Source organism: Rhodopila sp. (genome assembly GCF_965276935.1).
GTDB lineage: Bacteria > Pseudomonadota > Alphaproteobacteria > Acetobacterales > Acetobacteraceae > Rhodopila.
Map to the genome: position 1 here is coordinate 353,720 of NZ_CBDIBS010000003.1, position 24,362 is coordinate 378,081.

23 protein-coding genes are annotated in these 24,362 nt (G+C 65.2%); 3 read left to right on the forward strand and 20 right to left on the reverse strand.

The genetic code is table 11. The features are described 5' to 3' along the window. Positions 1–8: 8 nt before the first annotated feature. The 11 genes from ACQY4S_RS09480 to ACQY4S_RS09530 form a co-directional block, all read right to left on the reverse strand. On the reverse strand, positions 9–1,358 hold the full coding sequence (locus ACQY4S_RS09480) for an 8-oxoguanine deaminase (protein WP_428484954.1): 1,350 nt from the start codon (positions 1,356–1,358) through the stop codon (positions 9–11). Beyond that, positions 1,355–1,738: an oxalurate catabolism protein HpxZ gene (gene hpxZ, locus ACQY4S_RS09485; protein WP_428484955.1), complete on the reverse strand. Its 384-nt coding sequence runs from the start codon at positions 1,736–1,738 to the stop codon at positions 1,355–1,357. Before hpxZ ends, ACQY4S_RS09480 begins: the two co-directional genes overlap by 4 nt. 2 nt (positions 1,739–1,740) lie before the next feature. Then, positions 1,741–3,135, reverse strand: a complete 1,395-nt coding sequence (locus ACQY4S_RS09490; protein WP_428484956.1) for an AtzE family amidohydrolase — start codon at positions 3,133–3,135, stop codon at positions 1,741–1,743. After that, entirely contained in the window at positions 3,132–3,314 is a 183-nt protein-coding gene (locus ACQY4S_RS09495) for a DUF4089 domain-containing protein (protein ID WP_428484957.1), read from the reverse strand. The genes ACQY4S_RS09490 and ACQY4S_RS09495 overlap by 4 nt, the downstream gene beginning before the upstream one ends. Next, positions 3,307–5,025 (reverse strand): allophanate hydrolase, encoded by a 1,719-nt coding sequence (gene atzF / locus ACQY4S_RS09500; RefSeq protein WP_428484958.1) that lies wholly within the window; start codon positions 5,023–5,025, stop codon positions 3,307–3,309. Before atzF ends, ACQY4S_RS09495 begins: the two co-directional genes overlap by 8 nt. A 264-nt stretch (positions 5,026–5,289) precedes the next feature. Further along, the gene (locus ACQY4S_RS09505; RefSeq protein ID WP_428484959.1) at positions 5,290–5,568 is read right to left on the reverse strand and encodes a coiled-coil domain-containing protein; all 279 of its coding nucleotides are present in this window, start codon (positions 5,566–5,568) and stop codon (positions 5,290–5,292) included. Beyond that, complete coding sequence (locus tag ACQY4S_RS09510; protein WP_428484960.1) at positions 5,565–5,831, reverse strand: hypothetical protein; 267 nt, start codon at positions 5,829–5,831, stop codon at positions 5,565–5,567. The genes ACQY4S_RS09505 and ACQY4S_RS09510 overlap by 4 nt, the downstream gene beginning before the upstream one ends. 650 nt (positions 5,832–6,481) lie before the next feature. After that, the gene (locus tag ACQY4S_RS09515) at positions 6,482–6,682 is read right to left on the reverse strand and encodes a hypothetical protein (protein ID WP_428484961.1); all 201 of its coding nucleotides are present in this window, start codon (positions 6,680–6,682) and stop codon (positions 6,482–6,484) included. A 28-nt stretch (positions 6,683–6,710) separates the two neighbouring features. Beyond that, positions 6,711–7,922 carry an IS66 family transposase gene (locus ACQY4S_RS09520; RefSeq protein ID WP_428484962.1) on the reverse strand — a complete coding sequence of 404 codons (1,212 nt, stop codon included), beginning with the start codon at positions 7,920–7,922 and terminating at the stop codon, positions 6,711–6,713. Between the two features lie 275 nt (positions 7,923–8,197). After that, entirely contained in the window at positions 8,198–9,853 is a 1,656-nt protein-coding gene (treA, locus tag ACQY4S_RS09525; protein WP_428484963.1) for an alpha,alpha-trehalase TreA, read from the reverse strand. 31 nt (positions 9,854–9,884) lie between these two features. Further along, on the reverse strand, positions 9,885–10,154 hold the full coding sequence (locus tag ACQY4S_RS09530; protein ID WP_428484964.1) for a hypothetical protein: 270 nt from the start codon (positions 10,152–10,154) through the stop codon (positions 9,885–9,887). 237 nt (positions 10,155–10,391) lie between these two features. Between ACQY4S_RS09530 and ACQY4S_RS09535 the strand changes: the two genes are divergently transcribed. From ACQY4S_RS09535 to mbfA, 3 genes are all read left to right on the forward strand, one after another. After that, the gene (locus ACQY4S_RS09535) at positions 10,392–11,477 is read left to right on the forward strand and encodes an LLM class flavin-dependent oxidoreductase (RefSeq protein WP_428484965.1); all 1,086 of its coding nucleotides are present in this window, start codon (positions 10,392–10,394) and stop codon (positions 11,475–11,477) included. A gap of 254 nt (positions 11,478–11,731) precedes the next feature. Beyond that, entirely contained in the window at positions 11,732–13,060 is a 1,329-nt protein-coding gene (locus tag ACQY4S_RS09540) for an aspartate aminotransferase family protein (RefSeq protein ID WP_428484966.1), read from the forward strand. 63 nt (positions 13,061–13,123) lie between these two features. Continuing rightward, complete coding sequence (gene mbfA / locus ACQY4S_RS09545; protein ID WP_428486250.1) at positions 13,124–14,080, forward strand: iron exporter MbfA; 957 nt, start codon at positions 13,124–13,126, stop codon at positions 14,078–14,080. Between the two features lie 84 nt (positions 14,081–14,164). Here the strand turns inward: mbfA and ACQY4S_RS09550 are convergent, their stop codons facing one another. The 9 genes from ACQY4S_RS09550 to ACQY4S_RS09590 form a co-directional block, all read right to left on the reverse strand. Then, positions 14,165–14,407, reverse strand: coding sequence for a hypothetical protein (locus tag ACQY4S_RS09550; protein WP_428484967.1), 243 nt, complete (start codon positions 14,405–14,407; stop codon positions 14,165–14,167). 11 nt (positions 14,408–14,418) lie between these two features. Further along, positions 14,419–15,888 carry a Y-family DNA polymerase gene (locus ACQY4S_RS09555; RefSeq protein WP_428484968.1) on the reverse strand — a complete coding sequence of 490 codons (1,470 nt, stop codon included), beginning with the start codon at positions 15,886–15,888 and terminating at the stop codon, positions 14,419–14,421. 97 nt (positions 15,889–15,985) lie between these two features. Continuing rightward, complete coding sequence (locus ACQY4S_RS09560) at positions 15,986–16,744, reverse strand: ImuA family protein (RefSeq protein ID WP_428484969.1); 759 nt, start codon at positions 16,742–16,744, stop codon at positions 15,986–15,988. A 269-nt stretch (positions 16,745–17,013) separates the two neighbouring features. Continuing rightward, a complete protein-coding gene (locus tag ACQY4S_RS09565) occupies positions 17,014–18,219 on the reverse strand; it encodes a phosphoglycerate kinase (protein ID WP_428484970.1) in 1,206 nt (401 codons plus the stop codon). A 733-nt stretch (positions 18,220–18,952) separates the two neighbouring features. Next, a complete protein-coding gene (gap, locus tag ACQY4S_RS09570; RefSeq protein WP_428484971.1) occupies positions 18,953–19,966 on the reverse strand; it encodes a type I glyceraldehyde-3-phosphate dehydrogenase in 1,014 nt (337 codons plus the stop codon). Positions 19,967–20,160: 194 nt separating this feature from the next. Beyond that, positions 20,161–22,164 (reverse strand): transketolase family protein, encoded by a 2,004-nt coding sequence (locus tag ACQY4S_RS09575; RefSeq protein WP_428484972.1) that lies wholly within the window; start codon positions 22,162–22,164, stop codon positions 20,161–20,163. Between the two features lie 280 nt (positions 22,165–22,444). After that, entirely contained in the window at positions 22,445–23,581 is a 1,137-nt protein-coding gene (locus ACQY4S_RS09580; RefSeq protein WP_428484973.1) for a 5-(carboxyamino)imidazole ribonucleotide synthase, read from the reverse strand. After that, positions 23,578–24,087, reverse strand: a complete 510-nt coding sequence (gene purE / locus ACQY4S_RS09585; protein ID WP_428484974.1) for a 5-(carboxyamino)imidazole ribonucleotide mutase — start codon at positions 24,085–24,087, stop codon at positions 23,578–23,580. Before purE ends, ACQY4S_RS09580 begins: the two co-directional genes overlap by 4 nt. 36 nt (positions 24,088–24,123) lie before the next feature. Continuing rightward, the gene (locus tag ACQY4S_RS09590) at positions 24,124–24,327 is read right to left on the reverse strand and encodes a YdcH family protein (protein WP_428484975.1); all 204 of its coding nucleotides are present in this window, start codon (positions 24,325–24,327) and stop codon (positions 24,124–24,126) included. Positions 24,328–24,362: the final 35 nt, after the last annotated feature.

Consider the following 24,362-nt stretch of genomic DNA (forward strand, 5'->3'; position numbering starts at 1 on the left):
AGCGCTCCTCATCCCGCGTGCAACGTTCTCGCTGCCGCCGTGTGTCGCCGAACCAGGGCCGCCATGTCCAGCCCTGGTATCGCTCCGTCCTCCACCACCCAACGACCGGCCACCATGACCCTGTCGGCGTGGTGCGCACCGCAGAGCACGACAGCCGCCAGCGGGTCCAGCGCACCGGAGAAGCGTAATTCGTCGATTGCGAACAGCGCCAGGTCCGCCTGCATGCCGACGGCGATGTGGCCCAGTTCCGGGCGTCCAAGACAGGCCGCCGATCCCTGGGTAGCCCAACGCAGCGCGTCCGTGTGGCTGACCTTTTCCACGCCGTAGCGGCTGCGTTGCAGCAGAAAGGCCGAGCGCACCTCCTGCATCAGGTTGGAGGCGTTGTTGGAGGCCGATCCGTCAACGCCCAAGCCAACCTGCAGGCCCGCCTGCTCCATGTCGCAGACCCGGCAGGTGCCGGAGGCAAGGATCTGGTTGCTGCACGGGCAATGCGTGACGCAGGTGCCGGTGCTGGCCAGGCGGGTGATCTCGCGGGCGTCGAGGTGAACGCCATGCGCCAGCCAGGTGCGGTCGCTTAGCCAGCCGCAGCGTTCCAGATAATCCAGCGGCCGGCAGCCGAAGGTCGCAAGGCAGAAGGCCTCCTCATCGGTGGTTTCCGCCAAGTGCGTATGCAGCCGCACGCCGGTCCGTTTGGCCAGCGCGGCGGTGGCCTGCATCAATGACGTGGTCACGCTGAAGGGGGAACAGGGTGCGAGCGCGACCTGGACCATCGCACCGTCCGCCGCGTCGTGATAACGCGCGATCAGGCGTTCGCTGTCGGCCAGGATGGCGTCCTCATCCTGCACCACGCGGTCCGGCGGCAGGCCGCCGTCGCGCTGTGACAGGTTCATCGAGCCGCGCGTCAGCACGACGCGGATGCCCAGGCGCTGGGCGGCGGCGATCGCCGTATCGATGGCGAACTCCAGGCCAGCGGGGAACAGGTAATGGTGGTCGGAGGTGGTGGTGCAGCCGGACAGCAGCAATTCCGCCATGGCGACGGTGGCCGCGGCATCCAGCGCTTCCGGCGTCAGGCGCGCCCAGATCGGATACAGCGCCTGCAGCCAGGGAAACAAGGTGCGATCGAGCGCCGCCGGGCTGGCGCGGGTCAACGTCTGGAAGAAATGATGATGCGTGTTGATCAGCCCCGGCAGCACGACATGGCGACCAGCATCAAACACCGAAACGCCCGGCGTGACCGGTTCGGCACCGCTCGGCACGACTTCGGCGACGCGTCCCTCACGAATGACGATCCCGCGTTCGGCTCCCTCGGCCAGGATCCCCAGCGGGTCCTTGATCCAGACAGGGGCGGAGTCCGTCATGGGTCCTCGATCATGCTGACATGCGCCGCGACCACCCGCCAGCCATCCGGCATGCGAACCCAGGTCTGCATCTGTCGACCCACCTTGCCAGGGATCGTGGCGCGATGGAACAGCGTGGACGCCGTGGCGTAGTCGTGGCCGAAGGTCGTGATCACGGTGCGCGACGTGGTGCGCGCCAGGCCGACGGCGGAGCGGGCGGCACGGAAAGCACCGATTTCCCGGTAGCTATACAGGTTCTCTCCGACGCCGTAGCGGATGGTCAGGTCACTGTTCCAGAACAACGCCTGCAGCGCTTCGACATCGTTGCTCATCAGCGCTGCCTCGTAGCGGGCGAAGGCCGCCTCTACATCCGCTTTCACGTCGGGCAGGTTGATGTCCATGGTCAGGCTTCCAGGTTCGGCGTCAGTGAACGGGCAACACCGGCGGCTTCCATGGCCCGGGCGATCCTCAGTGCCACGTCCTCGCGCCAGGGCGCGGCGATGACCTGCACGCCGATTGGCAGGCCGGACGCCGTCGGCAGCGGAACCGCGACCACCGGCAGGCCGATGAAGGAGATCGGTTGCGTGTAGACGCCGATATTCGGTCGCAACGGCACCTGCTGTCCATCCAGCACAAAGCTTTTCTGGCCGATCAGCGGCGCCACGCAAGGCGTCGCCGGCGCCAGGATCGCATCGACATGCTCGAACAGCCGCAGCATCTGCTGGCGATATCGGCGGCGGATCTTCTGCGCCTGCACGACGGCGGTGGCCGGCACCAGCGCACCGGCGATCAACCTGTCGCGCACGTCGGCATCGAAATCATCCGGTCGCGTCCGCAGCCGATCAAGATGCAAGGCGGCGCCTTCGGCCGTGGTGATGATGTAGGCCGCGCTTCGGGCAAGATGAACGTCCGGTAGCGTGATGGTTTCAGAAACACCCAGGGCGGTCGCGGCGGTATCGAGAGCAGTCAGCGCCTCCACCGAAGCGCCGGCACGGAAATAGCCGCCGGCCGAAGCGATGCGCAGGCCATTCACTCCGGTGTTCAGCAGCCCGGTGACTGGTTCCGCCGGACGATCGACACAGGCCGGATCGGCCGGATCGTAGCCCTGCATCGCGTCATACGCCACCGCCAGGTCGGCGGCTGAACGAGCCAGCGGCCCCAGATGGTCCAGGCTGGAGACAAAGGGAAAACTGCCCGCGCGGGTCAACCTGCCGTAGGTCGGCTTCAGTCCGAACAACCCGCAGAACGATGCGGGCACGCGGATCGACCCGTTGGTATCCGACCCTAGTGCCAGCGGCACCAGTCCGCCGCCGACCGCGCTGCCCGACCCGCCGGAGGAGCCGCCGGCCATCCGCGTCGTGTCATGCGGATTGCGGGACGGCCCGTCGTGGGCGTTCTCGCCGGTAAAGTCATAGGCGTATTCGCCCATGTTCAATGCGCCGACCAGGATCGCGCCTTCTGCTTCCAACCGGCTGATCAACGGCGCATCGGCTCCGGCGGGCGGATGATCGCGATTAATCCTCGAGCCCGCCAAGGTGGTCAGGCCGGCGACATCAATCAGGTTCTTCACCGCGAATGGCACGCCGGCGAGCGGACCCGGCGCCGTTCCCGACGCGATCGCGGCGTCGATCGCCGCCGCCCGTGCTTGCGCGCGATCCGCCAGCACGGCGGTAAAAGCGTTGAGCACGGGGTTCAGCCGCTCGATCCGCGCCAGTGCCCCGGCGATGACGTTGGAAGCCGACAGCGTTCCGCTGGCGACGCCATGGGCGATCGCCGTCGCCGGAAGCCACGCCGTCATGCGCGGAACACCGGGGCGGGATCGAGATGATCGTCCAGGTCGGCAGCCAGCACGGTCTTCGCGTGATCCAGCGAAATCCGCAGATGCATCCGGACAGCGGATCGCCAGTCCGGCTTCACCTCGATGTCAAGCGCCGCCGTTCCGGCGTTGATCCATGCATCCAGGGCAGCGTCATCCATTCTTCGTCCTCGAAGCTGAAGTCAGCCAGCCGCGCCAGCCGCCAAAGCGCGTGATATCGGGAGCGTCGGCAAGGCCAGCGGGTTCCGCCAGGAAGCCCAGACAGGGGCCGGTGTCCAGTGCCACGGTGCCGAAGCACAGCGGCGGCGGCACCTGGCGCAGAAGGATGCCGATCGCGGCGGTCGGCAATGCCCAGACCTCGCCGCCGATCGCCGCCCCAGGCGAAGCACGCAGCAGTCCAGGCCGGTCGCCCAAGGCGTATAACCGGTATTCCGCCTGGGTAGCGGCTTCGCACAGAAGGCGTCCGCCCAGCGTGATAATCTGATGGTTTAACGGCAGGCCGGACATGTGCCCGCCGACGCAGAACAGCGCGGTTTCCCCGGCCGTCAAGGCATCCGGTTCGGCCGGCGATGGCAGGGCCTGGCCGGTGGCGCCCACGGTCGCGGCGAAGCGGCGGTGCAGCGCGTCGGCGAGCGGCGCCAGACGGCCCTCGGACCAGGCCGGACCAAGCAGCACGCCGCCCACCGGCAGCCCGTCCGGCGCAAAGCCGATCGGCACGGCAAACCCGGCCATGTCACAGAGATTGGCGAAATTGGTGAAGGCGCCGAGGCGGCGGTTGGGGCCGAGCGGATCGGCCTCGATGTCGGTCAGGCTGGGGCAGCAGGGCGTGGTGGGCAGCAGCAGCGCATCGTATTGCCTGAACAGCAGATCAGCCTGCCGGCGTGCCTGCCGGAGCAGGTGGAAGGCATCGAAGGCGTCCACCGTCAGACGGTGCAAGCCAAGTTTCAGGATGTCGCGCGTGGCCGGGTACAGGATGTCGGGACGGTCGGTCAGGAGCGAACGCAGCGCCGCGCTGCGTTCCGCCAACCAAGGACCCTCGTAGAGCAGGCGGGCAACCTCCAGAAAGATGGCCAGATTAATCGGTTCGGCGTTCAGGAACACGCCGGCCTGCTGGAAAGCCGCCGCCACCGCCGGCTCGCACTGGTCAGCGACATCCCCCATCGCAATGCGCGCCACCGGCAACGACGCACCGCGGCGCAGGTGCTCGAACGGCGCCTGCCGCGCGTACGGGTCCCGGTTGTCGAACCCGGCGATGACGCGCTGTACCGAGAGCGCCTCGTCCACCGAGCGGTCGAAGACGGAGATCGTGTCGAGCGAGCGGCAGGCTGGCACCGTGCCGCGGGCGGAGACGCTGCCGATGGTCGGCTTCAGCCCGACGATGTTGCCAAACGCCGCCGGCACACGGCCGGAGCCAGCGGTGTCAGTGCCCAGCGCGAAGGATACGATGCCGGCCGCCACGGCGCAGGCGGATCCGGAGGACGACCCGCCGGGTACGCGCCGCGGGTCGAAGACATTGCGCGGAACACCGTACGGGCTGCGTGTGCCGACCAGCCCGGTGGCGAACTGATCCAGGTTGGTCTTGCCCAGCAGCAAGGCGCCGGCTTCCAGCAGGTGTCGCACCGCCGGTGCGTCGGTGTCGGGCACATAGGCGAAGCCGGGACAGGCGGCCGTGGTCGGCAAACCCGCGACGTCGATATTATCCTTTACCGCGAATGGAACGCCCCAGAGTGGCCGGCCGCGTGGACCTTCCCGTTCAAGCACGCTGGCCCGCGCCAGGACCGTTTCGTCAGGCAGGCGGGTGATCCAGATCGCCGGGTCGGCGTGTGCGTGGTCGGCGGCCAAGGCCATGCTCGCCATCTGTTCTAGGCTCATGCCGGCTGCCGCGCATGGCCAGCGTCCAGCAAGGATGGCCGATAGAGCCAGTTTTCAATTGCGCACCAAAATGAAATAGTGCGCAGTCGACCTGGAGTATACGTTTCACCTTCGCCGCAACTCAAGGTAGGTGAAACCACGGTGCAGCCGTCAGCTTCAGTGCGGGTCTGTTTCCGGACGGTGGTCATGGATTAATCAATTTCGCCGAGACCGGGCCGGCTCGACAAATGCCAAGCGAGACCGGACGACAAGGCTCATCGGCGCTCAATGCCCCATGCGAACCAGCGCCACGACGGCACCGATGATGACGACGGTCTGAATGCCGATCGTGCTGACCATCCATTTCAGGATATCGGCCTTGGTCTCTGCCAGATCGCTCCTGGTGGCGAAGACCGCCAGATCCGTTTTCGTGGCCAAATTCGCCATCCCCGTGTTGTGCACGTCGCGCACAACACGCGTCAGCGCCTCCGCCTGCGCGTCGGTGAAGCCGGATGCCTTCAGCTCTTTCACGACCTCATGGGTATCAAACGGGGCGGCGCTCATCGGTCGAATATCGCCCTAACGAGACGGCAGAGCAACGCACCTGTCGGCGCCGCTCGTGCCGCCCATTGCACAGCCGCCATATCGACCGCCGCCTGATGCCGCTCCGCCACAACCTCGAACCTGCGAGCGCCGTGTTCTACCAAAAGAACACCCGCCAGTTCGCCTTCGCCTGGACGCGCGAGGTACTCCGGGGCGATCCCACGATCGCCACCCTGATCGAGCAGGCAGCCGTCGTCACTCGCTTCCTGCAAACTGGCGAACATCCGGACGATCCTGCCACCCCAATCGATCCCGGCGCAACCGACACGGCCGGCACCGCCCTGCGCCGCTGGGCGCTGGGCGCTGGGCGCTGGGCGCTGGGCGCTGGGCGCTGGGCGCTGGGCGCTGGGCGCTGGAGCGTGTCCACAAGATGTCGGTCCGCGTCAACGCGCCGATCGGCGTGCTGCTCCGCCAGGCCGCACAGATCGCTCACTTCGCCGAAACCGGCGAGACCTCCGACCCAGGTTCAGCCTGATGCATCGTGTTCGCACCCTTGCCATTCCCGGCCTGGTGACCGGCGCACCGGCCTGTCCCGATACGACGGCGAGAGACCGGGTCAAACTGTTTCATCCGCCTGCGATACATCTTTCGAGACCTGGTGCGGCTGCCCTCGGCAACCGAATGAGCAAGAGCCAGTTGTTTTTACCTGTCGTGACCAAACGTGCAAGAAGGCTGAGCCGATGCCTTAGGCCAGTTGACGGCCATTCCCCTGGCCTCCGCCATCGTATGCCGGTGCGTTGCCGATTTGGCCGCATCTGGCGCAGCCTAGAGCGGTTCCACCAAGCGTGGAACCGCTCTAGCTGTATTTCACGAGCAATTTCATCAGCCTGAGATCGCTTCGCGTAACAGGGGCAAAACTGTGGGCAGCGCCTGTTCAGGCGGGGCGGAACTGGCCTCTGACATACCGATCGAGCGGCTGAACGACGATGTGCCCTGGCGTCGTGAGTCTGCTGCCCAGATAGTCCCAGAGCGCGATGCCAAGTTTGTCGCAGGTCTTGGCGAGACCCAGAAACGCATCACGGCAGTCGCGGCCGCCGTCGCTGCGTGTTCCGGCGCTGACGTTTCGCCGGGTCACGTAGCACCGGATGTCGTTCTCTGACCCGTTAGCACCGGATGTCGTTCTCTGACCCGTTGGTGTGGAGCGGGATTTCTGGCCGCTGCAGCACCATCAGCAACTCGGCCTTGTTGGCATGCAGCCGCTTGAGCAAGCGGTCCAGCGTGACGAAGCCGGTACGGCGCAGGAAGATGCGGTCGAACCGCGCGCGCAATCCGACAGCCCGGCGCGGGCTTGGCTTGAGCCGGTAAGCCTTAAGACTGGTGTAGAAGTCCCAGATCAGGCTGCGCACCCGGGTCTGCGCCGCGCGATGCATGTCGGTGAAGGCGTCCAGCTTATGCACCAACCGTTCCGCATGGACCCAGCACAGCGCGTGATGTCCGACGTTGAACTGGCCGGCGTCATCGCTCAGCACGACGGCATCGCAGAGGAATTTGTGCGCCTGAACGCTGCCCCACACGGCGGCCTCTGTGGCAACCCGCACCGGATCGGGCGTCACCTCCAGTGCGGTGAAGCCTAGGCGGTCGAGATGCGCCAGCCATGCTTTGTGATTGGCAAAGCGCGTCTCCGGCTGACCCGCAAGGCGGGCGATCAATGGCGTGGCCAAAGAATGCTTTCGCATGTAGCCATAGGCTGCGTCGTTGAGCACATAGTCGCTATGACCGGCACGCAGCAGGTCAAGGAAGTTCAGCCGGGTTTTCGATGTGCGGGTGGCGAACCAGGTGAACCAGTCATTGCCGATCTGCGTGCAAAAGCCGTTCTTGGCCTTATGCCGTGCCCCGGTATCGTCCACCGAGACGTAGGGCGCCGTCGCCAGCCCGGCGCGCAGAACGTCCTGGGCTTCGGCGACGAAATCCGCCTGCTTGTCAGTCAACAGGCGTTGTAGCTGGCGCTTCGAGATCGACACGCCGACCGAGCGCAAGAGTGTCGTCAGCCGGGCTAGCGTGGACTGCCCCTGATGGTAGTGCATCAGCACGAAGCGGCGAAGTTCGGGACCAAAATGGCCATCGATCCCCGCCGGCAACGGCGCCAGCAGCGTGCGTCCATCCGGCGTGACCCAGCGCTCGCGCTGGTACCGGGTTGCACATACCGAAATCACCAGATCCTGCACCAGAAATGGCTCATGACCCCGGAAGCACGAGCCTTCCGGGACGGCGACCTTCACCACTTGGTCTTCGATGCTGACCCGGGGCGCCACCTTGCCCCGGAACCGCCGCTTCTCGTTCTTGGCGGGCCTGGGCGGCTCTGTCCCCTTGTCCATGCCGCTCGGTTTGATCGTCGGACGGCCCGTCAAACCTTTCAGACGGGCGATCTCTTCGCGTTGCTCACCAATGACCTTTTCCAGAGCGGCGACTTTACCAAACAGCTCAACCAGCAGAGCCTCAAGCTCTGCACGACTCAGCCCGGAAAGGGACGGTGGCGCCGGCACACCTGTAAAGAACCCGACCAAGTCGAGCCAGAGCAAGAGAAAATGCGACGGTGCCCACAGTTTTGCCCCTCTTACCGCTTCGCTATTCCAGTCAGGCTGATATTGCTCTATCGCACCGATGTCACCGGCTGGTTCGGCGTCGCAGCTTCTGCAGCCGCCTTCAGATCAGGATAGAGTGACCCCAGCGCCAGCAGAACGCCATTGGTCCAGCCAAAGCCGATTTGGGTTGCGTATTCACCCCCGCCACCCTCCTCACCGCCGGTTGTCACAACATTGTATTTCTCGACGAGCTTGGCCTCCCTTTGGTATCCGGCAATGTTCTCTGTCACCCAGCGCGTCGCGATCTCCTTGGCGAGCTTGGTAAAGCCATAGTTGCGCAAGCCGATCACCGCGAGCCATTGCAGTGGCGCCCAGCCGTTCGGGGCGTCCCACTGCTGCCCGCTGTCTATCAAGGTCGTCGCCAGACCGCCGGCGTCCAACAGCCTGGTGCGGATCGTGCTGGCGACCCGCTGTGCCTGTTCAGCCGGTGATACCATCAGGAACAGCGGAACCACTGTTGCCGCGGTGACGGTTCGCGTGGTCTTGCCTTCGCGCCAGAGGTAGTCGGTAAACACCCCGTCCTCCGCATCCCACATCACGCGCTGGATCGCATCAACCCGGCGCTTCGCCCGCTGCGCGTAAGCCGCTGCAAGCCCCGCATCACCCTTCAGCCGGTACGCCTGCGAGAGCGTCTCCTCCAGATGCACGAGCAAGCTGTTGAGATCGGGCGGCAGCAGGGCGAGTGTCTGGACCGTGCTCAGGCTCTTGCCGTCGGCCAGCCAGCGCGAACTGAAGTCCCAGCCTGATTCGGCCGCCGCGCGCAGGTTTCGCCAGACCTCGGAGGCGGGGCGAGACGACTGCGACGCGGTCTGAACGTCCTCCCTATAGGATTCATCACGCGGCGCGCGGCGCTCGTCCCAGTAGCGGTTCAGCACGGTTCCATCGAGCAGCCGCACCACATGGCGCACCGCGCCGCCGCGCCGCACTTCGTTCTCGCCCCGCATCCAATAGTCGTATTCCGCCTGCAATTCCGGCAGGTAGGTGACATAGGTCACGTCGCCGTCACGCCGCGCGATCAGCTCGACCATCAGCGCGAAAAACGGCGGCTGCGAACGACTCAGGTAATAGCTGCGATTGCCGTTTGGAACATGGTCATACCGGTCTATTTCGTAGGCGAAATCCTTCAGCATGTCGGCCGCCAGCGCGTGCTGGCCGTCCTCCTCCAGACCAAGCATGGTAAAGTAGGAATCCCAGTAGTAGACCTCGCGAAACCGGCCGCCGGGAACGACGTACGGGTAAGGCAGCGGGAGCAAGGTCGAGTAGGGCGGCACCGACATTGCCGACTGCCGCAGCACCGGCCACAGACTCTCGACATAGTCGAACAAGCGCTGACCACTGGCAGCCGGATCGACGGCCGGCCCTGGCGGCGTGGGGCCGGAAAAATGCTGGTTGACGAAGCTCGCCAAATCAAAGCCCGGCGTCCCCTTGGCTGCATCGTAGTCAAGCAGGATGGCCGCCGGCGAGGCGGCGGGTATCAGGTCAGGAAAAGTCTTGCTGTCGGCGAAGATCGCGGCGAGCTCCACATCGCGATAGAGATCGCCATATTCGATGGATGGCGGCACCGGATAGTCCGGCCCAACGGTCTGCGCGCGGATGCCCGTTGCGAGCATGGCCCAGACACCGAACCCTGTGAATGCCCCGATCAGCCGAACATGCCCACGCATCCGTCATCCGATCCTGGTTCCACGCCTCTCGTTATAGATACCATCGCCCTTGTATCCATACCCACCGGCGACCGTTCCAAATCCAGTGTCCCGGACGCCACCGCCAGGCTCGCCGCCCAGGTGGTGGGGGCGGGCGATAGTCACGCCGGGGCGGCGGCATGCGAGGTCGTGGCGGCGGCGGGGGCCGGCCAGGAGGTCCGCCTGGCCCAGGCGGTGGAGGCGGAGGTTGTGCGTTACCCCGACAGAACGGCGCCAGCGCGCCAGCGAGGACGATGCCCAGTAGCGCTCGCCTGCTCGGCATAGGATCTCCTTGTGTCGGTTCGCAAAACTCTAGACCAACGCATGATTCTCACCAACACAAAGCTCGGCGGTTTATTCCGGGCATGAAGGCAGGTGGTGCACGAGATGCCAGCGGCCAGCGCCGACCCGCAACAGATCGGCCGCCACATGCTGACCAGCACTCACTTGACCTGAACCGCCATTGTGATCTCCTGTTACCAGCAAGCGCCGCAGAGTGCCCCACGCCAGGAGAACCGCCATGGAACTCGGATATTTCTCGATGCCGTCGCACCCGCCGGAGCGCGGCCTGAAGGCTGGCGTCGACTGGGATTTGCAGACGCTGCGCTGGCTGGACGAATTGGGCTTCGCGGAAGCCTGGATCGGCGAGCACCACACCGCGCCGTGGGAGCCAAATCCGTCGCCCGACCTGCTGGTCGCCCAGGCGCTGTTGCAGACCAAGCGGCTGCGTATCGGCCCAGGCGGCTTCCTGCTGCCCTATCACCATCCGGCGGAATTGGCGAACCGCGTGGCGATGCTGGATCATCTGTCCGAAGGGCGGCTGATGTTCGGTGTCGCCGCCTCCGGCCTGCCGAGCGACTGGGCGATGTTCAACGTGGATGGCATGTCGGGGACCAACCGCGAGATGACGCGGGAGGCATTGGATATCATCCTGCGCCTGTGGGGCGACGAGCCGACGTTCGAGCATCACGGCAAGTTCTGGAATGTAACGAAGCCGGAAGAGATGTTCGGCTTCCTCAAGCCGCACCTGAAGCCGTTGCAACGGCCGCATCCGCCGATTGGCGTGGCCGGTCTGTCGAAGAACTCCGACACGCTGAAGATGGCGGGCGAGCATGGGTTTCTGCCGCTGAGCCTGAACCTCAACCCGGCCTATGTGGCGACGCACTGGGACGCGGTGGAGGAAGGTGCCAAACGCACTGGCCGTACGCCGCATCGTCGCGACTGGCGCATGGTGCGGGAGGTGTTCGTGGCGGAGACCGATGAGGAAGCCTATCGGTTGTCCGTCGGCGGCATGATGGGGCGGATGATGGGCGAGTATTTCCTGCCCCTGCTGGCGAATTTTGGCTTTCTGGAATACCTGAAGCACGATCCGTCGGTGCCCGACGCCGACGTCACGCCCGACTACTGCGCCCACCATAACTGGCTGATCGGCTCGCCGGCCACGGTGGCGGACAAGCTGGATCGCGTCTATCGCGACGTCGGCGGCTTCGGCAGCCTGCTGGTGTTTGGCTTCGACTATGTCGACCAGCCGGAGGCCTGGCACAATTCGCTGCGGCTGCTGGCGCAGGAAGTGCTGCCGCGGATCGGCCACCTGACGCCAGCGTAACAGATACGTTGGGATGCCGGTGGGGATAGTCGAGCAGCGGCTGGCGTCTCTGGGTCTTGTACTGCCGCCGCCCTTGAGACATGAATTGGGCGAACTGGATTAAATCGCCGCGCGGCTGCGCGTCTTCGGCATGGTCAGTGCGGGGCTGCCGTTCGATATACCGGTGGAGAAGGAGATGGCGGCCCGCGATGGGTGACCAGGGCGAAGAAATCGTGCGAGAGTACGCCCAGGCCAAATCGTTCCGGAGTTTTCCCATGACGCGCGTTCTCCATCGCTCCGGCGCCATTCCGCCCGTCGCCGTTCGTGGCGAGGGCATCTATCTGCACACCGACGATGGCCGGTCCATCATCGACGCGTCCGGCGGCGCGGCCGTCGCCTGCCTCGGGCACGGCAACCGACGTGTCGCCGATGCCGTCGGGCAACAGGCCGCCGCGATGGCCTATGCCCACACCGGCACGTTTTCCAATCAGCCTGCCGAAGACCTCGCCGAGATACTTCTGCATGACGAACCCGGCGGCCTGACGCGCGCCTGGTTCTGCTCCTCCGGCTCCGAGGGCAACGAGGCCGCGATCAAGCTCGCGCGCCAGTACTTCCTGGAAATCGGCCAGCCCCAGCGCACCCGCACCATCGCTCGCCGCCAGTCCTACCACGGTACCACGTTGGGTGCGCTGGCGGCCGGCGGCAACATGATGCGGCGGGCGAATTACGAGCCGATCCTCAGCCAGGCGCACAGTCTGGTGTCCCCCTGCTTCGCCTATCGCTTCAAGCAGGAGGATGAAACCGACGCGCAATACCTCGACCGGCTGATCGAGGAACTCGATGTCGAATTCCAACGACTCGGCCCCGACACGGTCATGGCGTTCCTGGCCGAACCGGTGGTCGGCGCCACCACCGGTTGCGTGACCGCCTTGCCCGGCTATTTTCAACGCGTTCGCGCCATCTGCGACCGCTATGGCGCGCTGCTGATCCTGGATGAGGTGATGTGCGGCATGGGCCGCACCGGCACGATGCATGCCTGGGAACAGGAAGCAGTCTTCCCTGACATCCAGGTGATCGCCAAGGGCCTCGGCGGCGGCTACCAGCCGATCGGCGGCATCCTGATTGCCGGCCGCATCGTGCACGCTTTGGCCGACGGCTCGGGTGGCTTCCTGCACGGGCAGACCTATCAGGCGCATCCGGTTGCCTGCGCCGCGGCGTTGGAGGTGCAGCGCATCATCCGCGAGGACCACCTTGTCGAGAACGTCCAAGCCATGGGGCGTCGCTTGGAAAGCGGATTGCAGGAGCGGTTCGGCAACCATCGCCACATCGGCGACATCCGCGGCCGCGGCCTGTTCTGGGCGCTGGAGTTCGTTACCGACCGTGGCAGCAAGCAGGTCTTCGATCCTACGTTGAAGCTGAACGAGCGCATCAAGGCGGCAGGCCTGACCCGTGGCCTTGCCACCTATCCGATGGGCGGCACAATCGACGGCAAACGGGGCGACCATGTCATCGTGGCACCGCCCTACATCGCCACGGCCGCCGATATCGACACAATCGTTGAACGGCTGGGCGACGCGGTGGAGGCCGCGCTGAAGGGCGTCTGAGAGGCATTCTCATCATTACGCTCGCCACTTGACGTGGCGGCCTTGGCAGCCACATTCCCGGCCATGCGCAATTTCTCCGAGTTGACTGAACGGGAAATCCTCGCTCTGGCGATCGCCAATGAGGAGGAGGATGGACGTATCTACCTGGACATCGCCGAAGGACTGCGGCCGGATTTCCCAGGCAGCGCGAATGTCTTCTTCAAGATGGCGACTGAGGAAGGCGAACACCGCCACCGTCTGCTGGACGTCTACCGGGGCAAGTTCGGCGAGCACATTCCGCTAATTCGCCGCCAGGACGTGCGAGGCTTTGTCCAGCACAAGCCAGTCTGGCAGATGGCGCCGCTGAACCTGAATGCCGTCCGGTCCCTGGCCGAGAACATGGAGACCGAGACCCAGGGCTTCTACCGCCGCGCCGCCGCACGCAGCGAGGACGTTACCATCCGCAAGCTGCTGGGCGATCTGGCGGATGCCGAGGCCGAACACGAACACCGCGCCGATGAACTGCGCGAAGAGAACCTACCGGAGAACGTGCGACGCGATGAGGACCTGCATGCTCGCCAGTCCTTCGTCCTGCGCATCATCCAGCCGGGCCTGGCTGGTCTGATGGACGGCTCGGTGTCCACGTTGGCGCCGGTCTTCGCCGCGGCCTTTGCCTCCGGCAAGACCTGGGAGACTTTCCTGGTTGGCTTGGCGGCATCCGTCGGCGCCGGCATCTCGATGGGCTTCGCCGAGGCATTGTCGGACAATGGCAGCCTGACCGGCCGCGGCGCGCCGCTGATCCGCGGCGGCATCTGCGGGCTGATGACGACGGCGGGCGGCATTGGTCACACCCTGCCGTTCCTGATCCCGTACTTCTGGACCGCCATGGTCGTGGCGATCGGCGTCGTCATCGTGGAATTAGGGGTGATTTCCTGGGTTCGCTGGAAGTACATGGACACTCCGCCGGTGTCGGCAACGCTTCAGGTTGCCTTCGGCGGGGCGCTGGTCTTCGCGGTGGGAATCCTGATCGGCAGCAGTTGACCCGGTTATGGACAGGTGAAATCACGTTATTGCGAAGAACGGATTTGCCGACTGCTATCGAGGCGGTGCTGTGTCTGCCGTGAGTTATGTTCCTTTGGATCGAGAGGGACCAGGGGTGGGCTTGTCCGTCGGCGCCGGCGCCTCCGGCTGGCGCATCACCACGAAGCCTGAGCCGCGCAGATGCCGCACCAGCCGATCGGCGGTGATCCGCGCCATCATCTCATCAGCATGGTTGACCCGCTTGCGTCCCTCGTAGCGCAAGGCGAAGGCGATGCTGTCAGCGATCTCCTCGGTTGTCGCCGGCCGCAGATGTTTCTCGTCGTCCATATTGACCTCGATCAGAAAAATCCGTGCAGGAACCAGCGCATGTCGCCAGTGTCCGCATTGCTGCCATCGCCGCGGCGAAACAGCCAGAAGCGGCGCCCATCCTCGTCCTCGACGCGGAAATAGTCGCGCACCGAGCGCATCTCCCCGTCCCGTTTCCACCATTCGCCGGCGATCCGTTCGGGCCCGTCCGCCCGGCGCACGCGATGCCGCATCCGGCGCCAGGTGAAGGCGATCGGCGGGTGATCCGGCAGCAAGGCCATCGCATCCACTGGCTGCGGCGGGTCCAGCAGCCGCACCGGCCGCGGCAGATCGGCCGGCCAGCCTTGCCCCCGCCGCGAACCCAGCAACGCTTCCAAGGGCGGCATCTTGCGCACCGACCGTTCGGGCACATGACTTTCCACCGGTGCCAGGCGATAGACCCGCGTCTCCCCCAGCCGGTTCACCAGCCGATCCACCAATGGGGCAATATCCATTGGGGCGATATCCGGTGAGTTCGCTCCGGTATCGGCCAGCGAAACAAAAGTCTGGATGAAACCCACCCTGTCGTCGGCGGAGACCACCAGCCGCATCGCCTCGACCCCCAGGCCGGGATCGACCTGTTCCAGCCGCTCATCCAGCATGCGGGCCAGATGGCGCACATCGCGAGCGGCACGCGCGGAACCGATGCGGATCACCTGCAGGCTGCCATCCACCCGCTCGAACAACAGATCCAGACACCGGGCGCCGCGGCCGGCGCGCTCCAGATCGGCACAGACCAGCACGGTCAGGCGCGCGATCACGGCGGAGAAAGCCTCCGGCGTCAGCAGCGGCTCGACGAAGCTCAGCCTGGCCTGGATCCGTTCGGCCGGCACCACCGGCATGATCGACTCGAACGTCTTTCCCGATGCCTGATCCAGTCTTGTGGCCAGCAGGGCACCAAAGCGGCGGACCAGGGGCGCCCGGGCAGCGTTGGCCAGAGCACCAATCTGGTCGAACCCCATCAGGCGCAGGCTGGCGACGATCGTGGGCGGCAGACGCAGCGCCTGGATCGGCAGGTTGGGCGGGACAGCGGCATCCGGCGGCACCACGGTGACGGGATCGGCTCCAAACCGGGCCAGCGCATGCGCGACCGCCGGGGTATCCGCGACGGCGGCGCGGGCTGCCAGACCCTGGCGCGTGAGACGCCGCACCAGGTCATGCAGCATTGCGGCCTCACCACCCTGTAGATGCGTGCTGCCGGTTACGTCGATCCAAAGCCCATCGGGTGGGTCGGCCGCGGCCAATGGCGCGTAGCGCAGGCACCAGCCGGCCAGCCGAACCAGTGCCGCCGCATCGCCCTGGGGATCGGCGTCATGGATCGCCAGCCCCGGCACCAGCGCCTGACCCTGCGCCAGCTTCATGCCGGGACGCAGGCCGAGGTTTTGGGCCACTGCATTCGCCGCGGCCAACACGCGGCTGTTGCCATCCCGCGCCACGGTAACCAGCGGCGTCTCCTCAGGCATTCCTCCCCTGGGCATTCCTCCCCTGGGCATTCCTCCCCTGGGCATTTCTCCCCCAGGCGGTTCCTCCCCAGGCAGCCCCGTCTTGGACATACCTCCTTCAGGCAGACCTTCGTTCTGCTTCCTGATCCGATCCGTCGCCAACGCTGGAAACCAAACCGAGACGACCCGTCGCATCGCAAGCCTCCACGACCCATGAACCAGGCTCTCCACCACGGCATCGCGTCAGGTCCAAGCGCCAGCGCGCTGGTCCCAGCCCCGGCGTGTCCGGCGCATGCGGCAAGGCGGGCGGCGACGGCAAGGCGGCGACGCGCCATCGTGTGGCCGCGGCGGATGACGCCTTCAGCACGGGATCGTCGAAGCCGCGGCTGCGACGGACCAGGATAGCCATGACGCCGGTCTGCTCCGCCGCGAGTTGCAGCCGGCGGGAGGCGACCAGACTGAGCCGCCCGGTCAATTCCGCCACCACCGCGACGAGGCCTGGATGGCGCAGCCCTTCCTCCATGACGGGCAGCACGGCTTTGCCGGCTTCGGCAAACACGATCCGATCAGCTTCCAGCCCGGCGGCGGCAAGGCCTGGCGCGAACAGATCCGCTTGCTGCAAGACCCACAGCACCGGTCCGTCCAGACGCGCCAGGATGCCGGCGATGAACAAGGTCGCGGCGGCGGCATGTTCGGTATCCGGTCCAGCGGAGGCGGCTTCGTGCAGCGCATTCAGGCTCAGGCCGCTGCCGGGCAGCACCTGGTCGATAATGGCTATCCCAAGCGGTATGAATTTCGCAATGGCGCCTCTGGCAACGGCGCCTCTGGCATGGGCATGTTCAAGGCGGCCAATGCGCTCTCGCAGATCACGCAGCATGGCGGCCGCGGGTTTGGCGCCTGTCGTATCAGGGTGGGCGGAAGCGCGTTGGACGGGAGCAGGTTGAACGGAAGCGGGTCGTGAAGGATTGGAAACCAAAGGAACAGGATGGAACATAACATGAACATAAGGCCCTTGATGTCCCGGAGTCGAGTCGAGAATCGCATTCCCGCCTCAGGCCAGCTTGTTTATGGCGAAATGCTTGAACAGAGGCCCGGATAAGGCCAAAGTTGCCGAGCAAGCGACAGGACTTGCGGTAAACAACTCCGTTACCCCAACGATGGCGTCCCCTCCAGTGCCGCGACCCCGGGCAGGCTCTTGCCTTCAAGCCATTCCAGAAAGGCGCCGCCGGCGGAGGAGACATAGCTGAACTGCTCGATCACCCCAGCATGGCGCAGGGCGGAAACCGTGTCGCCGCCGCCGCCGACGCTGCGCAACCCATGCTTTCGCGTCGCCGCCGCGACAGCCTGCGCCAGGGTAACCGTTGCCGCGTCGAACGGCGGCGTCTCGAACGCGCCCAGCGGCCCGTTCCAGACTAGGGTTTTCAGCGACGGCAGCCACTGGATCAGGGTCGCCACCGAGGCGGCACCGATATCCAGGATCATCGTGTCCGCCGGCACGGCATCCACCGGCACGGTCTGGGTCGGCGGGTTTGGCTTGAACGCGCGTGCAACCACCACGTCGGTGGGCAGGACAACGCGGCAGCCGGCGCTGGCAGCTCGCGCCAGGATGCCCCGTGCGGTGTCGTGCATCTCGGCTTCCTGCAATGACCGGCCGACGGCCTTGCCCTGCGCCGCCAGGAAGGTGTTGGCCATCGCGCCGCCGATCACCAGGACATCAACCTTGCCCACCAGATTACCCAGCAATTCCAGCTTGGTGGACACCTTGGCACCGCCGACAATGGCGGCCACCGGACGAACCGGCGAACCAAGAGCGGCATTGAGCGCCTCAAGTTCAGCCTGCATCAGGCGGCCGGCATAGGCCGGCAGCAGGTGCGCCACGCCCTCGGTGCTGGCATGGGCTCGATGGGCGGCGGAGAAGGCATCATTGACAAAGATGTTCGCCAGCTTCGCCAGACCGGCGGCAAAGGCCGGGTCGTTGCTTTCCTCGCCAGCATGGAAACGGGTGTTTTCCAGCACCAGCACCCCGCCGGGAACCAACAGCTCCACCGCCTGTTCGGCGGCGATGCCGGTGCAATCCTCGACGAAGCGGACATGCTGACCAAGCACTTCTTCCAGTGCCGCCGCCATCGGGGCGAGCGACATGGAGAGGACGCGCTTGCCTTTGGGGCGGTCGAAGTGGCTGCAGACAATGACCTTCGCCCCCTTGCCGGCAAGCTCCCTGATCGTCGGAGACAGCCGCTCGATGCGGGTCAGGTCGGTGATCTTGCCGTCCCGCACGGGGACGTTGAGGTCGGCACGCAGCAGGACGCGCAGGCCGGCAACATTGACGGTATCGAGAGTTTGGACAGGCATGATGGTTTCCCGCGGGGTCTGTCGTCATCGCTGGTTTGACCAGGGCCGGTTCCAGCACCGGAGCCGAGGCAGGCAGCGATCAAGCCGTGAGGCGTCGGAACAGTGGCTGGATATTGATCATAATAATAGAACGATTTGCCAACGCCTGAACAGCGCGATCGGATGACAAGGGTATCGAGTCCAGTAGGCGGAGGATGACTTGATCAGAAGTACTGTTAACAAAGCTGTGCAACTATTTGATTTCACTGGCCACAAAGACCACTGGATAGTCTTATTGTGACATCGTTAGCGCCTTGACATGTAGTCCGCTCTCATCCTGACATGTCGGGGCGAGCTGATCGACAAGACGTCATGTCGCCGTGCGGGTCGTGCGGCCGACAGCATCACAGCCGGCGGCGTCGAGGCGCACACGATCGCCGGCCGCTGGCAAGTCAATGACGGGGAAATCAAGCCCACGACCGCTGGCATGGCCCTGCCACCAGCCAATGGACATCATTCAGGGCAGCTTCGGCAGGCGCGTTCCCTTAGTGTGCCGCCCCCAAAGTTCGTCATATCTTATGACCGACGGAGGAGATAAGCAGGCCACTGAAAAAAGAACGAATGTCCGATGTCAGGAGTTCGCCCGCTATGGCGAACTCCTGACACCGGACATTAGCTGAGGTCTGAAGCAGCGGCCGGAGCCGGCATGCATCGCCACCTCCAGACGCCACCGCGAGACCATCTTGCAAACGCGCTACAGGCTTCCAAACAACGCGGCGGTGTCCGACATCCGGTTGGAGAACCCCCATTCGTTGTCGTACCAGCCCATCACCCGCGCCAGCGCGCCGTCCACCACCGCGGTCTGGGTTGAGTCGAAGGTGCAAGACGCCGGATTATGGTTGAAGTCGATGCTGACCAGCGGCGCTATGTTGTAGTCCAGGATGCCGGCCAGCTCGCCCTTCGACGCATCCTGCATCGCCGCGTTGATCTCGTCCTTCGTGGCTGTCCTGGACAGGTTCACGTCCAGCGAGACCAGCGACACGTTCGGCGTCGGGATACGGATCGAGGTGCCGTCCAGCTTGCCCTTCAGCTCCGGCAGCACCAGACCGATGGCACGGGCCGCGCCGGTCGAGGTCGGGATAGCGGACATCGCGGCGGCGCGGGCGCGATGCAGATCCTTGTGCAACGTATCAACCGTGTTCTGGTCACCGGTGTAGGCATGAATGGTCACCATGTAGCCGCGCAGGATGCCGAACCGTTCATGCAGCACCTTGGCCATCGGCGCCAGGCAGTTCGTGGTGCATGACGCGTTGGAGACCACCGTCATGTCCCTGGTCAACACCTGATGATTGACGCCATACACGATCGTCGCGTCCACCTTATCGGCCGGAGCGGAAATCAGCACCTTCCGCGCCCCCGCGCTCAACAGCGCCGAAGCCTTGGTCTTGCTGGCGAAGATGCCGGTGCATTCCAGTGCCACGTCTACGCCCTGATAGGGCACCTTCGTCGGGTCGCGTTCGGCGGACACCTTCAACGGGCCGTAGACGCGGCCGTTGTGCCGGATGGTGATGGTGTCGCCGGAGACCTCGATCTGGCCGGGAAAGCGGCCATGCACGCTGTCATAGGCAAACAGGTGCGCGTTGGCCTCCACGCTGCCCAGGTCGTTGATCGCGACCGGGACCACATCGTCCCGCCCGCTTTCGACGATGGCCCGCAACACGAGGCGCCCGATCCGCCCAAACCCGTTAATGGCGACCTTTACGGCCATGGCTCGCTTCCTTCCGCTCTCAATCAGTGTGACAACCCATAGCTTATCACCTTGGTCGTTGAGGTAAATCAACGGTCGCGCTTCGCCAAGGTTGACGTTTGACGTGCGTTTTACCCAACACGACGATCAATGCACGTGTCAGCCAACACGATGATCGATGCGCGTGTCACCCAACACGACGATCGATGCGCGCGTCACCCAACATGACGCGCGACCGCCGCGACCACCGCCTCCGGCGTGATGCCGAAATGCTTGTATAGATCCTCGTACCGCGCCGAGGCTCCAAAGCCTGACATGCCAATGAATGTGCCATCGGACCCCAGCCATCGCTCCCAGCCGAAACCGCTGGCCGCCTCGATGCCGATCCGGGGCGCACCGCCCAGGACCTGAGCACGATAGGCCTCACCCTGGCGCGCAAACAGTTCCCAGCATGGCAAGGACACCACCGCGATGGCTATTCCATCGACCGCCAGCCTCTCCCGCGCCGCCATGGCGATTGGCACCTCCGAACCGGTCGCGATGACGGTCGCCTGCCGAGGCCCCTCGGCTTCCGCCAACACGTAGCCGCCGCGGGCGCAGCGATTTTCCCCCGAATCGGCCCGCCACGCCGGCAGCACCTGATGCGACAGAACAAGAACACTGGGCCCCTCGGAACGGCGGATCGCCAGTTCCCAGCATTCCGCCGTCTCCATCGCGTCGGATGGGCGGAAGATCAGGACATCCGGCATCGCCCGCAGGCTTGCCAGATGCTCGATCGGCTGATGCGCCGGGCCGTCTTCCCCCAGACCAATCGAGTCATGCGTCAGCACATAGATGACCCGCTGACGCATGATGGCGCTCATCCGCAGCGCCGGCCGCAGGTAGTCGCTGAAGACGAAGCGTGTCCCGACATAGGGGATAATGCCGCCATGCAACGCCATCCCGGTTGCCGCCGCGGCCATGCCATGTTCACGGATCCCAAACGGCAGATATCGGCCGCCATAGTTGCCGGTCGAGACCGACGCCAGCCCTTTGACCGGTGCCCGATTCGAGCCGGGCAGGTCGGCGGATCCACCCAGCAGCTCCGGTGTCGCCGACACCAGCACCTCCATGCATTTCCGGCTTGATGCCCGGCTTGACAGTTTGGGACGCGTTTCCGCGATCTCCTGTTTCAGGGCGACCACGGCCTCATGCCAAGTGTCCGGCAGGCGGCCGGCCATGACGCGTTCGAACTCGCCGCGCTGGTTGTGCCGCGCCAGACGCTTGAGCCAGGAGCGACGGGCGGAGGCGCCGCGGCTGCCGACAGCATGCCAGCGATGCCGCAGGTCGTCGGGAACGGCGAAGGGCGGTTCGTGCCAATCGAGAAGCGCCTTCGCGCCGTCGGCATCAGCCACGACAGCCTCGTTTTGATCACCGCTGCCTGTAATGGTGCGGCAGGTGATCAGGGTCGGCTTCTTCGAGCGCACGGCGAAGGACAAGGCCGCATTCACCTGAACCTGGTCGTGCGCGTCCACCCGCTTGGTGGCCCAGCCATAGGCAGCGAAACGCTTCATGACATCCTCGGAATTCGACAGCGTCATGGCGCCGTCAACCGGGGCAAGGCTGTCGTCACACAGGACAGTCAGTCTCGACAGTCCCAGATGACCGGCAAACGAGGCGGCTTCATGGCTGATCCCCTCCATCATGTCGCCATCGGACGCGATGACCCAGGTGCGGTGATCAACTAGTGACTTGCCGAAGCGGGCGGCCATGTTGCGCTCAGCGATCGCCATCCCCACCGCCGCGGCCAGGCCCTGGCCAAGCGGGCCGGTGGTCGTCTCGATCGCCGGATGCTCGCCGTGCTCGGGGTTGCCGGCAGCCGGCGAGTGAAGCTGACGGAAGCTGCGAAGATCTTCAATGGTCATGCCGTCATGGCCGGTCAGATGGATCAGCGCGTACAGCAGCATGGAACCGTCGCCGGCGGACAGGACGAAGCGGTCGCGGTCCGGCCAACGCGGATCGGCTGCATCGAATTTGTGGAAGCGGGTCCATAGCGCGGTGGCGACATCGGCCATCCCGATTGGCAGGCCAAGATGGCCGGACCGCGCCTGGTCTATGGCATCGATTGCCAATGCGCGGATCGCGTTGGCCATGCGACGGGCTGGCGTGCGATCGGCGGGAAGCCCCGCCTGATGCACCAGCGCGGCATGCGCGGATAATAATTCGGCTGTCGCAGCCATTGACTCTCCTCAGGCGGCGCTAAAGCGTGATCGCCTGAGGCTGACCCGTCAGAAGGCATGAATCACGCGATCAAACAACGTGTTAGACCATGATCGGACACCGGCGAAGGTGCAACCTCAAACGATCATGGTCTAAAGCGTGATCGTTTGAGGCTAACCCAGTCAGAAGGCGTGAATCACGCGATCAAACAATAAGTTAAAGCACGATCCGTGGGTCAACCTAAACCAATTGCGCCTTAATAGAAGCTGGCAGGGATTGGCGGCAACCCCTGCCCCGCGATCAACTGGTTCCGAGTGGCCCCAATGCGGCTGCGATGCCAAATTCACCCGGCAGGCCGCCGCGCGGGAACAGCCTCGTCACGTGTCCCATCTTTCGGCCCGGCAACGCTGCGGCCTTGCCATACAGATGTGGGATCAGCCCGGGTTCAGCGGTCGCCACCGGCCAGAGCGCCAGAACCGCCGGCCCGATCAGGTTCTTCATCACCGCGTCCGAATGACGCGTTGCCGGCGGCAGCGGAAGGCCGGCGATCGCCCTAATATGCAGTTCGAACTGGCTGGCCGGACAGGCATCCAGTGTCCAATGGCCGGAGTTGTGCGGGCGCGGCGCGATTTCGTTGACCAGGACCTGGCCTGTCGCATCAACGAACATCTCGACCGCCAACAGACCGACCAAATCGAGCGCCTCGGCGATACAGCGGGCAATCGCCTGCGCCGCCCGGTCCGTGTCGGGCAGGATCCGTGCGGGGGCCAGCGTGACATCCAGGATGTGATCGCGGTGGCGGTTCTCCACGGTGTCGAAGGCCGCTAGCGCGCCGTCCGCGCCGCGCGCCACCACCACGCTGATCTCCTGGGCAAAGTCGACATAGCCTTCCAGCACCAGCGGCTTGGGGGTCAGCCGCTCGAAGGCCGAAGCCAAGTCGCTCGGCGCGCGCAGCGTCGCCTGGCCCTTGCCGTCATAGCCCAGGCGCGTGGTTTTCAAGACCGCGGGCAGCCCCAGGCGTTCCACCGCCGCGGCAAGCTCTGCCGGAGAATCGACCAGGACCCACGGGGCGGTGGCAACGCCGGCGCCATTCAGAAAGGCTTTCTCCGCGATGCGATCCTGGCTGATGCGCAGCACCGACGGGGCAGGGCGAACCGGGCGGATCGAGGCGAGAAGATCCAGGCCCTCGGCACTGACATTCTCGAACTCGAAGCTGATGACGTCCACCGCGTCGGCGAACGCCCGCAATGAGGCAGAATCGCTGTAGTCGCTGATCGTGACACGATGCGAGACCTGGGCGGCGGGGCTGTCCACCTCACGCGTCAGGATATGGCAGCGGTAGCCGAGACGCGCGGCGGCGAGCGCCGACATGCGGCCAAGCTGGCCGCCGCCGACCAGGCCGATGGTTGCATTGGGCGGAAGTGGGAACGGTGTCATGACGCTGCCGCGGTCGTGTCCGGTGCCTCCGCCACGGCCGCGGACTGCGTGGCCCGATACGCATCCAGACGCTCCGCCAGGGCGGGATCGCTCAGCGCGAGAATCGCCGCGGCGAGCAACGCGGCGTTTACCGCGCCGGCGCGGCCGATCGCCAGGGTCCCGACGGGAACACCGGCCGGCATCTGCACAATCGACAGAAGGCTGTCCATTCCCCGCAGCGCCTGTGACTCGATCGGCACGCCAAGCACCGGCAACGCCGTCCATGCCGCGCACATGCCCGGCAGATGGGCCGCTCCGCCGGCACCGGCGATGATGACCTTCAAGCCGCGCTCGCGGGCACTGCCGGCAAACTCCCGCAGCCGATCCGGCGTACGATGGGCGGAGATGATCCTGACCTCGTGCGGCACCCGCAGGCGGCTCAGCGTCTCGGCCACCTGCGCCAGGGTCGGCCAATCCGATTGGCTGCCCATGATGATCCCGACCCGCGGCACAGGATGACCGGACATCTGTTCCGACCCCTTCATCTCAGGCAATCCGTCATCTCAGGCGATGCTGTCCGGGATCAGCCGGCTTTCCAACCAGGCGATCTCGTCGCGCAGCATCAGCTTGCGCTTCTTCAGCCGCTGCAAATGAAGTTGATCGGCGGCACCCTGATCCGCCAGACGGGCGATAACGGTATCAAGGTCGCGATGCTCACTGCGCAATCCGTGCAACTTCCGCAGCAGCGAGTCTCGATCGCTCAACACCAACGCAACCTAAGGTTGAAAAATAACAGATATCT